11 protein-coding genes are annotated in these 14,510 nt (G+C 59.5%); 8 read left to right on the forward strand and 3 right to left on the reverse strand.

What is annotated here, in order from left to right:
* Nucleotides 1-130 precede the first annotated feature (130 nt).
* Nucleotides 131-469, forward strand: a complete 339-nt coding sequence (locus tag ACI514_RS24620; protein ID WP_007918987.1) for a hypothetical protein — start codon at nt 131-133, stop codon at nt 467-469.
* Between the two features lie 270 nt (nt 470-739).
* Here ACI514_RS24620 and lapD read toward each other — a convergent pair whose 3' ends face one another.
* Both lapD and lapG read right to left on the reverse strand, forming a co-directional pair.
* On the reverse strand, nt 740-2,686 hold the full coding sequence (gene lapD, locus ACI514_RS24625) for a cyclic di-GMP receptor LapD (protein WP_405122556.1): 1,947 nt from the start codon (nt 2,684-2,686) through the stop codon (nt 740-742).
* A 14-nt stretch (nt 2,687-2,700) separates the two neighbouring features.
* Nucleotides 2,701-3,393 (reverse strand): cysteine protease LapG, encoded by a 693-nt coding sequence (lapG, locus tag ACI514_RS24630; protein ID WP_160054604.1) that lies wholly within the window; start codon nt 3,391-3,393, stop codon nt 2,701-2,703.
* A 197-nt stretch (nt 3,394-3,590) separates the two neighbouring features.
* Between lapG and ACI514_RS24635 the strand changes: the two genes are divergently transcribed.
* The 5 genes from ACI514_RS24635 to ACI514_RS24655 all read left to right on the forward strand — a co-directional run bounded on the left by ACI514_RS24635 (nt 3,591) and on the right by ACI514_RS24655 (nt 10,647).
* Entirely contained in the window at nt 3,591-4,301 is a 711-nt protein-coding gene (locus tag ACI514_RS24635) for a GntR family transcriptional regulator (protein WP_160054602.1), read from the forward strand.
* Nucleotides 4,302-5,050: 749 nt separating this feature from the next.
* The gene (locus tag ACI514_RS24640; RefSeq protein WP_405122557.1) at nt 5,051-5,824 is read left to right on the forward strand and encodes a DUF3050 domain-containing protein; all 774 of its coding nucleotides are present in this window, start codon (nt 5,051-5,053) and stop codon (nt 5,822-5,824) included.
* Nucleotides 5,821-6,750 carry a diiron oxygenase gene (locus ACI514_RS24645; RefSeq protein ID WP_160054598.1) on the forward strand — a complete coding sequence of 310 codons (930 nt, stop codon included), beginning with the start codon at nt 5,821-5,823 and terminating at the stop codon, nt 6,748-6,750. The genes ACI514_RS24640 and ACI514_RS24645 overlap by 4 nt, the downstream gene beginning before the upstream one ends.
* Before the next feature lie 13 nt (nt 6,751-6,763).
* Nucleotides 6,764-10,156 carry a non-ribosomal peptide synthetase gene (locus tag ACI514_RS24650; protein WP_405122558.1) on the forward strand — a complete coding sequence of 1,131 codons (3,393 nt, stop codon included), beginning with the start codon at nt 6,764-6,766 and terminating at the stop codon, nt 10,154-10,156.
* A 23-nt stretch (nt 10,157-10,179) separates the two neighbouring features.
* Nucleotides 10,180-10,647, forward strand: coding sequence for an SRPBCC family protein (locus ACI514_RS24655; RefSeq protein WP_405122559.1), 468 nt, complete (start codon nt 10,180-10,182; stop codon nt 10,645-10,647).
* Nucleotides 10,648-10,793: 146 nt separating this feature from the next.
* Here ACI514_RS24655 and ACI514_RS24660 read toward each other — a convergent pair whose 3' ends face one another.
* Nucleotides 10,794-12,674, reverse strand: a complete 1,881-nt coding sequence (locus ACI514_RS24660) for a methyl-accepting chemotaxis protein (RefSeq protein ID WP_034151784.1) — start codon at nt 12,672-12,674, stop codon at nt 10,794-10,796.
* 304 nt (nt 12,675-12,978) lie between these two features.
* On the opposite strand from ACI514_RS24660, the gene ACI514_RS24665 reads away from it, so the two are divergent.
* Nucleotides 12,979-13,479 (forward strand): sigma-70 family RNA polymerase sigma factor, encoded by a 501-nt coding sequence (locus tag ACI514_RS24665; protein WP_160054592.1) that lies wholly within the window; start codon nt 12,979-12,981, stop codon nt 13,477-13,479.
* Entirely contained in the window at nt 13,479-14,480 is a 1,002-nt protein-coding gene (locus tag ACI514_RS24670) for a FecR domain-containing protein (protein ID WP_405122560.1), read from the forward strand. Before ACI514_RS24665 ends, ACI514_RS24670 begins: the two co-directional genes overlap by 1 nt.
* Nucleotides 14,481-14,510 lie beyond the last annotated feature (30 nt).

Below are 14,510 nucleotides of genomic sequence, written 5' to 3' on the forward strand. Positions count from 1 at the left end.
CCCCATTTGGGGCGGCCGTCACGTTTGCGCCTACCGCGACGGTGACGATTACGTCGCCGCACCGCATACTCGCGTGCAGTTGGCTATGCTGCTGACAGCATGACGCTGGTTCATTTCCGAGGGATGCTCAATGTTTTACGTGCAACGCGATGCGCAAGGTCTGTTGATTCGCGTGGAAGCCGCGGCCTACGCCGAGGCCACGGAAACGCTGCCGGCCGACAGCCATGAAATCCAGGCCTGGTTCGCCAACGAAGTGGTGGAAACCAGCCTGAAACAGCTCAAGCAGAGTGACTTCGAAATGATTCGGGTCCTCGACGACCTGATTCAGGTGCTGACCCAGAAAGGCGTGATCCGCGTCACCGATCTGCCGCCGGCGGCTCAGGCCAAGCTGATGGACCGGACTCAGGCGCGTGAGGCGTTGGGCGGGTTGAGTCAGTTGATCGATGAGGATGAGGGCGGGTTGATCTGATCCCGTCAGAATCAAAAGCCGACCCTCACCCCAGCCCTCTCCCGGAGGGAGAGGGAGCCGACCGAGGTGTCTGGCGTCATACACCGACCTGAGGAATCGAGTCGATTATGGATTCAGCAGGAGCTGACCGAGGTGTCTGGCGCTGTACATCGACCTGAGCAATCGAGTCGATTATGGATTCAGCGCAAATCGCTCACGTCGGCGTATTGCGTCAATATCCCACGGACAGTCCCCTCTCCCTCTGGGAGAGGGTTAGGGTGAGGGTTGCTCTTACCGCCAAGGCCGCGGCTCACCCAACAACTGCCCCTGAACCCCATACAAACCCATCTCGCGAATCACCGACAACTCCCCTTCCGTCTCGACCCGCTCGGCAATCAGCGGCAGATCAATGCTGTGCGCCGCCCGCTGGATCGCCTCGATGAACAGACGCTTGTCACTCTCCTGATCAATCGCACGAATGTAGCTGCCATCGATCTTCAGGTACGCCAGCCCCAACCGCGCCAGGTTGCCAATCATGCTGAAGCGCCCACCAAAGCGCTGCAGGCTGAGCGAAAAGCCGAGTTCACGCAGACGCCGGGTCAACTGCTCCAGCACCGCCTGCTCCGGCAATTGTTCCTCACCGATTTCCAGGGTCAGGCGCGCGCCCAGATTGGAATGCGCGCGCAGAATCTCGAAGACTTTGTTCAGCGCCTGCGGATCAGCCAGGGTCGCCGAGGACAGGTTCAGCGCCAGCGAATCCTCATGCACTTTCATCTGTTCCAGCACGCGTTCCAGCATCAAGCGATCCAGTCGAGCGGTCCAGCCGAAGCGCTCCAACCATGGCAAGAAGCGCCCGGCCGGAATGGTCTGGCCCTGATCATCGAGCAGGCGTGAGAGCACTTTGTAATGCAGCACCAGTTGCGTGTCTGCGGCGGCGACCACCGGTTGGAAATACAGCTCGAAACGCTGCTGACTCAAGGCCTGATCGAGCAAGCGGTGCCAGGCGTGGTGATCGTCGCCAACGTCCGCCGTCAGGCTCTGATCGATGCAGGCCCAGTTCTGCTCACCCTGCCCTTCAGCCTGCGCCAGCGCCTGATCGCCGAGCGTCAGCACCTGTTGCGGCGAATCGCCGTGAGCGAACGGCGCCAGGCCGATCGACGCTACCGCCGCCACATCGGTAGCGCCCGTGGCGTGCAGGCTGCTCAGGGCACTGTCGAGATTCTGCGCCAGTTGCAGCGCTTCCTCGCGCACCAGCCCCGGCGCCAGCACGGCGAATTCACCGCCACGAATACGCGTGACGAGGTTCTGGGTTTCCGGGTATTTGGCGCATTCACGCGACAGTTGCTCGCCTACTGCTTTCAACAATTCATCTGTACGCTGACCGCCCAAGCGCTGGTTGAGCCCCGCCAGATCCTTAACCCGCAACAGCAGCAGATAACCGGAACTGGCCTGCTCCGGGTTGCTCACCCGGTTGTTCAACTGCATCTCGAAATAACGCCGGTTGGCCAGCCCGGTGAGATTGTCCTGATAGGACTCGGCGCGCAGTTTTTCACTGCGCTCGGCCTGCTCCTGGAATAGCGCCTTGAGCTTTTCGACCATCTGGTTCATCGCCTGCACCACGCGGCGCAACTCAGGCGTGCGCGGCAGATCCGGCAGGCTGAGGAATTCGCGGCGGGCAATGGCGTGGGATTGCTTGACCATGTAATCCAGCGGCTTCAACTGCCGGCGCAGCAGTAGTGCCCCGAGCACCGCACTCACTGCGCCGCAGATCAGCAGCCAGCCGAGGCTGCCCAACGCGCTCTGCCACAGCTTGGCCACGGCAAACATCGGATGGCTGACCACTTCGACCCGCGCTGCCTGTTCCCAACCACGGCTGACCAGTGCATCGCCACCAGCCGGTTCCAGACCGATCAGTTTGACGAACCAGTCCGGCACATTGCTGACGGCCGGAATGCCGCTGCGCTCGACGATGGTCTGGTCAGTTTTCAGATCCACCACGCGGATGCTCGCGTAATAACCACTGTCGAAAATCGAGCTGACCAGCAGCTCGACCATCGCCGGATCGTCGATATTCGGCGTCAGCGACAAGGCCAGCGCTGTCGCGGCGTCCTGGGCGTGGGAACGCAACTGGTTGACGTACTGGGTACGCGAGCTTTCCAGACTGACCATGAAGCTGCCGGTGAAGGCGACCACCAGGAACAGACAGATAGCGATCAACAGCTGTTTGAACAAAGACATCTGAGCGCGTGCTCCTAGTTAGTCGTCTCGACCGGGAAACCTTCGGCCTGCATTTTCTTCAACACATCCTGCCAGCGTGACAGACGTTTGGTATCACCGACCTTTTTATTGCCCTTGGCGCCCGGCAAGTACAACCCTTCCGCATTGAAAGAGTAGACCGGCAGCAAATCGGTTCGCTGCGATGCCGGCTGAATCGGATCGATCAGGCTGTCGAGCACCAGCGGCATGGCATCGGGGGTGGCATAGTAAGTCAGGACCATGTGTGCACGGTTCTGGCGCAACGCTTTGACATAGGTGATGCGCAGCTTGTCACTGGAAACCCCGAGGTGGCGCAGGCTGAAATACTTGGCGATCGCGTAGTCTTCGCAGTCGCCGGCGCCTTTCCATAAGGCTTCGATCGGCGTTTCCCAATAGTCGACCTCGTGCCACAGATCGATGTCCTCGACGTAGCGCACCTGTTTGTTGAAGAACAGGTTCACCACTTTGAGCTTTTCCATCTCGCTGACCTGCTTCTGCGTGGCCAACAGATTTTGCCAGGCATCGATGCGCTGCTGCCCGGCACCCAGCGGCCCGTAGAGCGCCGTGGCTTTGCGGCTGATCGTGGAAAAATCCCAATCGGCATGCAGACCGCCCAGCATCATGCCGGCCAGCAACAGTGCGCAGCCTAGCCAGCGCAACGTCCGGGGGATCGCGAAACATACCGCCACAGCAGGTTTCCAGAGGGCAGGGAGGAAAGCGTTTGATGGTGAAGCTTAGCCCGGCAAAAAACAATGGCACCATGAGATCATCGCCGGCGCGCTAAACTTCAGCTGCCAGCACATTGTTTTACAAGGTTTGACAACCTGTAGAGCAATCACTAGTGTCATTTGGATCCAAATCAGGCCGACATACAGGGTGCGTAGTCGTGACACAGAAGCCCAAACCGCTGCACAGCATTAAAGTCGACGGACCGATTCCTGCGCATCTGGCCCGGTCGGTGATCGAAGAAACACTGCGCTCGGCGATTCTCGATGGGCGTCTGCCCTGCGGCACTGCCTTGCGCCAGCAGGATCTGGCCGATTTGTTCGGCGTCAGCCGCATGCCTGTGCGCGAAGCCCTGCGCCAGCTCGAAGCCCAGGAACTGCTCAGCGTTACTGCGCACAAAGGCGCAGTGGTTGCGCCCCTGATTCAAGGCGATGCCACGGAAACCTACGAACTGCGCATCTTGCTCGAATCCGAAGCCATGCGGCAGTCGATCCCGCTGCTGACTTCTGCCGATCACGCCCTTGCGGCGAGTTACATCGAGGAACTGGAGGCGCAGCACGATTACACGGAAATCGGCCGGCTCAACCGTTTGTTCCACATGGCCCTGTACAGCAAGGCGCCCAATAAACGCTTGCTGCGCCTGGTCGAAGACGGCCTCAACGAAGAAGAGCGCTTTCTGCGTTTCAACCTTGAGGCCATGGGTCTGGGCAAATTGTCCCAGGACGATCACCGGGCGATGCTGCAAGCCGTGCAGGAACGTGACATTGAACTGTCGATCAAACTCCTTGAACAGCACCTCAATCGCGGTGTCGACGTGATTACCCGCTATCTCGCCACCCCCGCCGCACAAAGCCGCCAAGCCGCACGCTGAGCGCGCACCCTCCGCGAATCACTCTCTTACAAATCCCCACGCGATCTGCCAGCCCTCGGGTGGGCGGATCCGCGTGCCCGCTCTAACCTCCCTGCGCCGTTCAGCCCGAAATTTGCACCTTGGTGGTGACGAATCGGTAATAGCCGTGGCGCTCATTTACCCGCACTCTTGAACGGCCAACCCCATAAAGAACGGGCGACGCGTCGCACTGACGGCGCAGTCCCCGCACCAGGAACCTACGGAAGGAGCCTTGCCACGGGAAAAAGGAAGTCATGGCGCGGGGTCACGGCCAACTTCCGCCCCTTTTAAATCATTCAACTCTTATTACTGGAAAGTTGCTTCGAGTGAGGCATTCACTCTTGTCGATCAATTTTGGCCGTTATTCGCCGAAAGGAGCAACTACGCCCAAATAAAACTTCAACACGAAGTTTTATCGGAACAACTCAACTTCAAAAAACAGCAAACTTTAAATAATTAAAAATATTCTTGTTAAATACTTAGCCGGTGTATTAGCTTTTCTTCGCCAAGTGTGAACTTCGCCCTTCACCTCGGTATCAGCCCAATGCCGTCGGCTCAGCAGTAGCGGCTTATGGGCAGACATGACGCCATGTCAAAGTTATATCGATCCGCACTTACCTATCAGCAAAGAAGCCTGTCGTCCGTCGACAGAAAACAAGTAAGTCGTCATTTAACTGATTGCATAGCTGCCAGAACAGTTCCATTCAACATCAACGATAAAGGACATCATGATGCCCAATAAGAACCAACTCGCCCTGAAGAAAGCCGAACTTAGCATTCACCCGATCTTTTCCGAGATCACTTCGTTATCGGTGTTACAACGTTTCATGGAAACACACGTATTTGCCGTGTGGGATTTCATGTCGCTGACCAAACGCCTGCAGCAGGAACTGACGTGTACCCGATTGCCGTGGTTACCGCCGCGCGATCCTCACGCCGCCCGGTTGATCAATGAGATCGTTCTGGGCGAAGAATCGGATGATCGCCTGACGGATGGTCATTACAGCCATTTCGAGTTGTACCTGGATGCGATGCGCGAAATCGGCGCGAGCACCACGGCCGTGGAGCGCTTCGTCACCCTGCAACAGGAAGGCGTGAGCTATGACGTCGCGCTGCAAAGCGTCGAGGTTGATTCGGCCGCCGCACAGTTTGTCCGCGACACCTTGCGCACCGCCCTGCACGCACCGGGACACAGCGTGGCGGCGGCATTTCTACATGGCCGTGAGAGCGTAATCCCGACCATGTTCCAGCGCATTCTTGACGATTGGGGCATCGGTATCGAACAGGCGCCGACCTTTCGCTATTACCTGGAGCGGCATATCGAGGTCGACTCCGAGGATCACGGTCCGGCGGCAGAACACCTGCTCGAACGCCTGGTCGACGGCGATCCGCAACGCGAGGCCGAGGTCTACGCCAGCGCCATCGCTGCCGTGGAAAGCCGCATCGCCTTATGGGACGGCCTACGCCTGAGCATGCGCGAACCGTTGGCGGAGGTGGCCCAATGAACGCCGCCGACTATCAATCCTTTGCCGACGCCTGGGAGAGCCGCGCCACCATCCGCACCCGCCCGCGTCGTGTACTGGAAGACGATGAACGCCTGATCTACCCGCTCAGTCGTCAGCCGCTGGTGCTCAGCGAAACCTTCTTGCGCGAGTGTCCGCAGCAGCGCGATTTCGCCTTGGTGCAGACGTTGTACAAATTTATCAACGATGTGGTGATTTTCGAGACCGAGATCGTCGACAAGACTGCGCGCAGCATCGCCAAGAATCGCTTCGCCGTGGCCTTCCCGTTTGCCTGTCGTTACGACGCGATGACCGTGGTGGTCGACGAGGATTACCACGCGCTGGTGGCGATGGATTTCATGCAGCAAACGGTCGCGATGACCGGTATCGAACCGATTCAGTTGCCCGATGAAATCGAGCTGAGCCGGGCGATTCCTGCGGCTGTAGCGCTGGCACCGGAGCACCTGCGCAGCGCGGTGGAGTTGATCTGCGTGGCCATCGCCGAAAACACCGTGACCGGCGATGTCGCCGCGTTCGCACGCGACGATACGGTCAAGCCATCGATCAAAGGCCTGATGGCCGACCACTTGCTCGACGAGGGTCGCCATTCGAGTTTCTGGGCGCGGATGGTGCGTATCTATTGGCACACCGCCAGCGCGGCAGATCGCGAGGTCATCGCGCAGATTCTGCCGGTGTTCATCGGCCATTACCTGACCAACGACATCCAGAAATCCTTCGACCTGCGCCTGATCGACGCACTGCCGGTCAGCGAGGCCACGCGCCGTTCGCTCAGGGATGAAATGGCCGGGCTGGCGTTCCCGATCAATCGCCACCATCCGCTGGTGGGCAACATCGTCAAGTTCTTCCACAACAGTTCGCTGCTCGACACGCCCTGCGTGCAGCACACCCTGCGTGACTACCTGGTTTGACAAGGAGGCCGACATGAAACGTCTCGACATTTTGCTGATTGGCGCCAGCCAGGCCATGACCGACCTGGCGCTGGAGCTTGAACAACACGGCCACACATTGCAGCGCAGCGGCGTTGCGGCATCGACGGTGGACTTGATCATCGACGATGGCTTCATCGGCGCTGGCGATCGCTGCGCAATCCCCCACCTGCACCTGCGCTTGGGTATCAATGCGCACAGCAAGGCCGGTTTACCTTCACTCGATCTGCTGTGCTTCCTCGGTTCTTCACTGATCAGCCGCGTGCCGATTGCCGATGAGCCGTCCGGCAATGGTCAGTCACTGCGCCAGCGAGCTCTGACGCAGGTGATCGACGAGGTGACGTTGCTGGTCAGCCGCTTCTCTCGTAATGCTGACTATTTTCAGCAGGCCGCGTCGGTGCCGGCGGCGGATTTCGAGCGGATGGAAGACCTGCTGTTCCTCGACAGCCTGGCGTACATCCATCACCTCAACGACACGGCGAATCCGACGCTGCTGGAACAGGCGCAGACTCCGGCAATCGAGCGCCTGCAACAAAGCCTGATCCACCACGCCGAACGACCGGCGCTGCATCTCGCCGAACAATCGATCAGCTATCGGCAATTACACGCCCACAGTCGCGCGATCCAACAGCGCTTGCAGCCCTTGCTTGAGCAACACCCGCAGCCGTGGGTGGTCGGTATCTGCCTGCCGAAAAGCCCGGCGTTGTTCGCCTCGATTCTGGCAATCCTCGGCAGCGGCGCGGTGTACCTGCCGCTGGAGCCGAGCCATCCGCTGCAGCGTCAGCAATACATTCTGCAAAACGCCGGCGCGTTGTTGCTGCTGCACGATGGCGAGCATCCGCTTGGCGAAACCATGGCGGGGCTGGATGTCAGTCACATCGCCAGCGCAGACGCGGATCTGAGCCAACCGCTGATGTGCCGACGCCCAGAGCTCGATGCGCCGTGCATGGCGCTTTACACCTCGGGCACCACTGGCCATCCAAAAGGTGTGCTGCTCAGTCAGGCCAACCTTGCGCACTTCACCACGTGGTACGCCGATTACGTGCAGTTGCAGGCAGAAAGTCGAGTTTTGCAGTTCTCATCATTGAGCTTCGATTCGTCACTGATCGACATCTTTCCGACCCTGCTCGAAGGTGCCGAACTGGTGGTGCCCGACGACACCCAACGGCGTGATCCGCTGCAACTGATCGCGCTGATCCGTCGCCGACAACTGACCCATGCGTTCCTGCCGCCGGCGCTGTTGAGCATCCTGCCGCTGGAGCAACTGGAAGGCGTGCAAGTGATGACCGGCGGCGATGTCTGCGAGCCGTTCGTCATCGAGCAACTGACCCGTCAGGGCACGCTGCATAACCTTTACGGCCCGACCGAAGCCACGGTGCTGATCACTGCGCGTCAACTGATACCCGGTGACAGCAATCGCAGCCTCGGCGCGCCGATCGCCAACAGCCAGGTGCTGATTCTCGATGACGATTTGCAACCGGTGCCGCAGAACACCGTCGGCGAATTGTTCATCGTCGGCCCCGGCGTCTGCCTCGGTTATCTGAACAATCCACAGCAGACCGCCGAGCGTTATCTGACCTTGAATCTGCCGGACGGGCAGACGTTGCGCGCCTACCGCAGCGGCGACATGGCCAAGTGGGGCGAGCACGGTATCGAGCTGTGCGGACGTCGCGATAACCAAGTGAAGATTCGCGGCTTTCGGGTCGAGCCGGAAGAGATCGAGCGCTGCCTGCGCGAGAGCCAGTTGTACCGGCAAGTGGCGGTGGTGATCGACAGTCAGCGGCGCATTCTGGCCTTCCTCGCCCAGCCGCAATCAGACACCGCGCGCGAAGCACTAAAGGTTCACGCCCGACAGTTTTTGCCGGACTACATGCAACCCGTGGCGTGGACCGAGCTGCCGAGCATGCCGTTCGCCAGCAACGGCAAGGTCGACCGCAAAGCGCTGCTGGAACTGCCGGTGAACGTGCAGGACAGCGGGCCAAAATGCCTGCCGGCGAATGCTGATGAAGCACTGCTGCTGGAGATCTGGGCGGAATTGCTGGAGTTGCCGAACAGCGATATTTCCACCGACGAAAGCTTCTTCAATCTCGGTGGTCACTCGATTTTGCTGTCGCGCATGTTGCTGCGTTTGCGTGAGGAGTTCGGCCGCAGCATCTCGATCAATCGCTTCATCGAACTGCCGACCATCATCAAACTCGCGACGCTGGTGCGTGGCACCGATGACAGCGCCGTACTCAGCGCTCAGGCCATGGCCGACGCCGAGCGTGCACTGGACATCGAACCGCTGCCGATCAGCCGCATGGGCGATGTGCACAAGGTCATCGTCACCGGCGCCAACAGTTTTGTCGGTGTGCACATCGTCGAGGCGCTACTCGGTTGGGGCGCCAGCGAAGTCGCGTGTCTGGTGCGTGATGGCGGCGGGAAAACGGCGGTGCAACGGTTTGCCGAGGCACTGCGGGAAAACCGTCTGGAGCATCTGGATCTGCGTCGTGTGCGGGTTTACGCGGCAGATATTTCGCGCCCGCAACTGGGCATGAACGACGAAGATTATCAGCGCCTTGATCGCGAGTTCGGCGCACTGGTGCACAACGCCGCCAACGTCAATCACGTGCTCGATTACGAGTCGCTGGCGGCGGACAACGTCGAGCCGATTTTCGCCCTGCTGCGCTTGTGCGAAGGGCAAAGCAAAAAGGTCTTCAACTTCGTCTCGACGCTGTCGGCCTCAAGCACGGTCGATGATGCGGGACGGGTGCTGGAACTGCCCGCCGCGCTAACGCCACCGATCTACATTCGCAACGGCTACAACCTGTCGAAATGGGTCGGCGAACGCATCCTCGAACGGGCGCGGGAGCGTGGTGTGCGGGTCAATCTGTATCGCCCCGGCAACATCAGTTTCAACAGCTTGAGCGGCGTTTGTCAGCCGCACAAAAACCGCTTGATGCTGATGCTCAAAGGCTCGATCCAGCTCGGCCAGGTGCCGGCCTTCGCGCTTAATTTTGACCTGATGCCGGTGGACTTTCTCGCCCGTTTCATCGCCTTCCACGCCAGCCGTTATTCGCCCGACCGCGCGGTGTTCAACCTGCACAACCCCGAGCCTTTGAGCTGGGACGCCTACGTTGTTTCGTTCCGCGAAACCGGCAGCGAGTTCGCATTGGTCAGCGTCGCCGACTGGCAGCAGCAACTGGGCCGGGTAGACGCCGCCAACGCGCTGTTCGGCGTGCTCGGTTTCTACCTCAACGGCTTTGAAGAAGACATCGGCGACATTTCCCTGATCGGCCACGCCAACGCCGAGGCCGGCGTGCAGCAGATGGGCGCGCAATACCCACAGAAGTCCCCAGCGCTGCTGCGTCGCGGCTGCGATTACCTGAAAGAAATCAACTTCATCTGAAGCCACAAAAAAGGAGCAACACCATGAGCACTCTGCAACCCGACACTCTGATCAAAAATCCGCACGGCTGCCACGTTGTCTCTTCGGTAGAAGTGCCGGCGGACGCGGCGCAAGTCTGGGCGGTGGTCGGCCACTTCGGCGGTTTCGACCGTTTCATTCCGGCGCTGTCGCACATAGAAACTATCGGCGAGGGCGTGTCCTCGCTGCGCAAGAAATGCTTCAAGGATGGCAACGTGGTGGTTGAGCAACTGAACTCCCGCGATGAACACGCACGAAGCATGACCTGGACGACGATTTACAACACCTTGGGCGTGGCGAATCTGTGGGCGGCGATGAATGTGCAATCGCTGGGCGCAGGCAAATCCCGGGCGACGTGGACGATCATTGCCGAGCCTGCTTCGGGGGGTGAAGAGGCGCTGCCGGGGTTCAAGGAGTTTGTGCAGGGGTTTGCGGATGATGCGATGGGGAATGTGCTGAAGCTGTTTGTTTAAGGCCTGAGTTCGGCGGTGAGTTCTAGACCGCTATCGCGAGCAGGCTCACTCCTACAGTTGATCGGGTTCCTTCAGATGGAACCCGATTTAATTTGTAGGAGTGAGCCTGCTCGCGAAGAACGATAACGCGGTCTTCAATCTGAAAATCAGATTTTGAAACTGTCGACCAGTTGCTTCAGGCGATTAGCCTGCTGCGACAACGCATCACAATCCTTCAACGTCTCGTTGAGGTTGGCCACGCTCTGCTGGTTCAGCAGGTTGATCTGGTTAACGTCGACGTTGAGGGTTTCCACCACGGCGGTCTGCTCTTCGGTCGCCGCGGCCACCGACTGGTTCATCCCGTCGATTTCACCAATGCGCTGAGTCACGCTGACCAGACGCAAACCTGCCTGATTGGCCACTTCCACGCTTTGCTCGCTGGAGGCCTGACTAGCGTTCATGGTGGTCACCGCTTCGCGCGAACCGATCTGCAGCGAAGTGATCATCTTGTGGATCTCTTCCGCCGATTCCTGAGTGCGATGGGCGAGGTTACGCACCTCATCCGCCACCACCGCAAAACCACGTCCGGCTTCACCGGCACGCGCCGCTTCGATCGCAGCGTTGAGTGCCAACAGGTTGGTCTGCTGCGAAATCCCTTTGATCACATCGAGGATATGGCCGATGTTGTCGGTGCTGGCGTTCAGGGTTTCGATCTGCGTGCACGACAGGCTGATCTTCTGCGACAGCTCGGTCATCGCCTGGATCGTCTGCTCGACCACCTGACGACCGTCATCGGCCTGCTCGCTGGCGCCGCTGGCGTGTTGCGAAGCATCGGCAGCGTTGCGGGCGATTTCCTGAGTAGCAGCGCCCAGTTCGTTGATCGCCGCAGCGACGCTGTTGGTGCGTGCACTTTGCTCGTCGGAGCCGATGATCGAGGCGTTGGACGACGCCATCACCCGTTGCGACAAATCGTGCACATGACGGGTTGCCGAGGACACTTCGGAAATCGACGCGTGAATCCGTTCAACGAACTGGTTGAACGCACTGCCCAACTCACCGAATTCGTCCTTGCTCTCAACCACCAGACGACGGGTCAGGTCGCCTTCGCCCTGAGCAATGTCCTGCATCGCGCGGCCCATGGTGGTCAGCGGACGCATCAGAACGTTGATCAACAGGCTCAGCAGCAAGGCAATCGCGGCCACGGCGACAAACATCGCGATCAACGCCGAAGTGCGGAATTGGCTCAGTGCGGCGTAGGCCTTGTCGCGATCGATCGACAGACCGATGTACCACTGCGCATTCGGCAGGTCGCTGACCGGAGTGAACGACAGAATACGTTCCTGACCGTTAAGCACGACGTTCTGGTTGCCCTTTTCGATGCGCACGCTGGTGTTCGGGTAAATGTCTTTCAGGTTTTTCATGACCTGGTCTTTGTCCGGGCTGACGATCACCTGACCGTCGGCGCTGACCAGAAACGCATGGCCCAGGCCACCGAAGTCCACCGAGTTGATGATCTTCACCAGGGTTTCCAGGCTCAGGTCACCACCGACCACACCGAGCAGTTCGCCGTTCTTTTTCACCGGCATGGCAATGGTCACCACCAGCCCGCCGACAGCAGCCATGTACGGCGGCGTCAGCATGGTTTTGTCAGCTACCACGGCTTGCTTGTACCAAGGGCGCTGACGCGGGTCATAGCCGTCAGGCATCTTCGCGTCAGGACGCTGGGTGAACACACCGTTGGCCTGACCGACGTAGGTGAACTGGAAATTCGAGGTGAAGGCCGGTTGATCGACCAGACCCGGGAAATCCGCGTCCTTACCCTGATGCGCAACATTCTGCGCGAGGTTTTCCAGCACCAGAATCCGCCCGCTCATCCAGTTCTGCACGCTGCTGGCGGTCAGATCACCGGCCTGCTGTACGGAGGACTGGAGGTTCTGGCGAATGGTGTTTCGCTGCAGGTAGTCGTTGTAGAGGGTGAACAGCGCGAACGCCAGGACCACGACGCCCGAGGCGGCCAACAGGATTTTATGGCTGAACTTGAGATTCATTTCATGGGACTTCTTATGCGAAAAGTGGGGATGCGTTCCGGATGCAACATTCCATGTACAGCGCAGGCAGCGTTCTTCTGGCCGCTCTACTTTGGTGCACGCATGTCTCACCAGTCTGTCGGCACGTGTCGGAGAAATCTTAGGGTTGAGCGGGAAATGGATGGTATTTCTGCCGGATTCCCGCCGAACGGCGTGCCAGAGCTTTCAACCAGGTGTTTTCCAGGAGCAATGTTCGAGCGACGGTTGCAAATTCCGTAACCCTTCATGACAATGCGACTAATTATCATTTGTGACGTCCGCGTTCATGTCCTCACCTGAGTTTGCAGTACAGGCGCTTTACAGTAGTCATCACGGCTGGCTTAACGCTTGGCTGCGCGCACGGCTGGGCAATGCGGCGGATGCGGCAGATCTCGCGCAGGACACTTTCCTGCGTCTGCTGCAACGCACCGAACGCCTCGAACTCAAGGCGCCGCGCGCTTTCCTGCGGACCATCGCTCGCGGGCTGGTGATCGACCATTGGCGTCGCGAAGAAATCGAACGGGCCTATCTGGAAACCATTGCTCATTTGCCCGAAGCCGAGACGCCTAGTGCCGAAGCCCGGGCGCTGGTGATCGAACTGCTAGAAAACATCGCGCGCATGCTTGAAGGACTTAAGCCGAAAGTGCGTCAGGCCTTTCTGCTGGCGCAGTGCGAAGGTTTGACCCACAAGCAGATTGCCGAGCAGATGGGCCTGTCGTTGCGCTCAGTTGAGCGTTACGTCGCCGATGCGCTGTATCACTGCTACGTGCTGCGGTACGAAAGCTGATGCCTGTAGATCACACCGCACTCGGTCGCCGTGCCGAGCCACAGCAACACGTGGTCAAACAAGCCATCCATTGGCTGTTGCGCTTGCGCAATAACCATGGCAATTCGCGGTTGAATCGCCAGTGTGAGCAATGGCGTGCCGAACACCACGAGCATGAACTGGCCTGGCAACGCGTGCAGTCGCTGCAAGCCGAATTGAGCAACAATCTGCGTGCAGTACCCGGTGCGCAGGTGGCGTTCAATACTTTGGAAAACAGTGCCCAAGGCCTTGGCCGTCGGCAGGCTTTGAAGCTGTTGTCTGGCGCATTGCTGATGGGTTCCGCCGCCTGGCTGGCCAAGGACACTGCCGCGTGGCAGCAATGGAGCGCCGATTACGCTACGGCGACGGGCGAGCGGCGCGCCTTCCAGTTGCCGGAAGGTACCCGGATCGAGTTGAACACGGCCAGCGCGGTGGATCTGGATTACACGGCGCAACAGCGCCTGATCAAACTGACTCGCGGCGAGATCATTGTCACGTGTGGTGGCTCCGACGAGGGCGCGCCGACTGATCGGCCACTGCGGGTACAAAATCGTCACGGGACTTATGAGCCCGTCGATGCCCGATTCATCCTGCGTCAGGACAATGACTGCACGCGGCTCAGCGTCACCCATGGCCAGGTTGCCATCCACTCCGGCGGCACCTCGGTAGAAGCACTCGCCGGGCAGAGTTATCTGATCGACCATCACCAGGTCCGCCCGGCCCCGACGCTGGACATGGACGCTGGCGCCTGGATCGATGGCTTGATCGTCACACGCAATATGCGTCTGGGTGACTTTCTCGCCGAAGTCGCGCGTTATCGGCAGGGCTTTCTGAACTGTGCGCCGCAAGTGGCGGAGCTGCGTCTGTCCGGCGTATTCCGTCTGGAAGACACCGACAAACTGCTGGCGATTCTGCCGCAGACGTTGCCGGTGCAATTGCGCTATCGCACGCGCTGGTGGGTGACTCTGGAACGTGCGGTCTGAAATTTTTTTGGCGGGTTTTTGCAGCAAGTC

The sequence above is a fragment of the Pseudomonas sp. M20 genome, from assembly GCF_045037865.1.
GTDB lineage: Bacteria > Pseudomonadota > Gammaproteobacteria > Pseudomonadales > Pseudomonadaceae > Aquipseudomonas.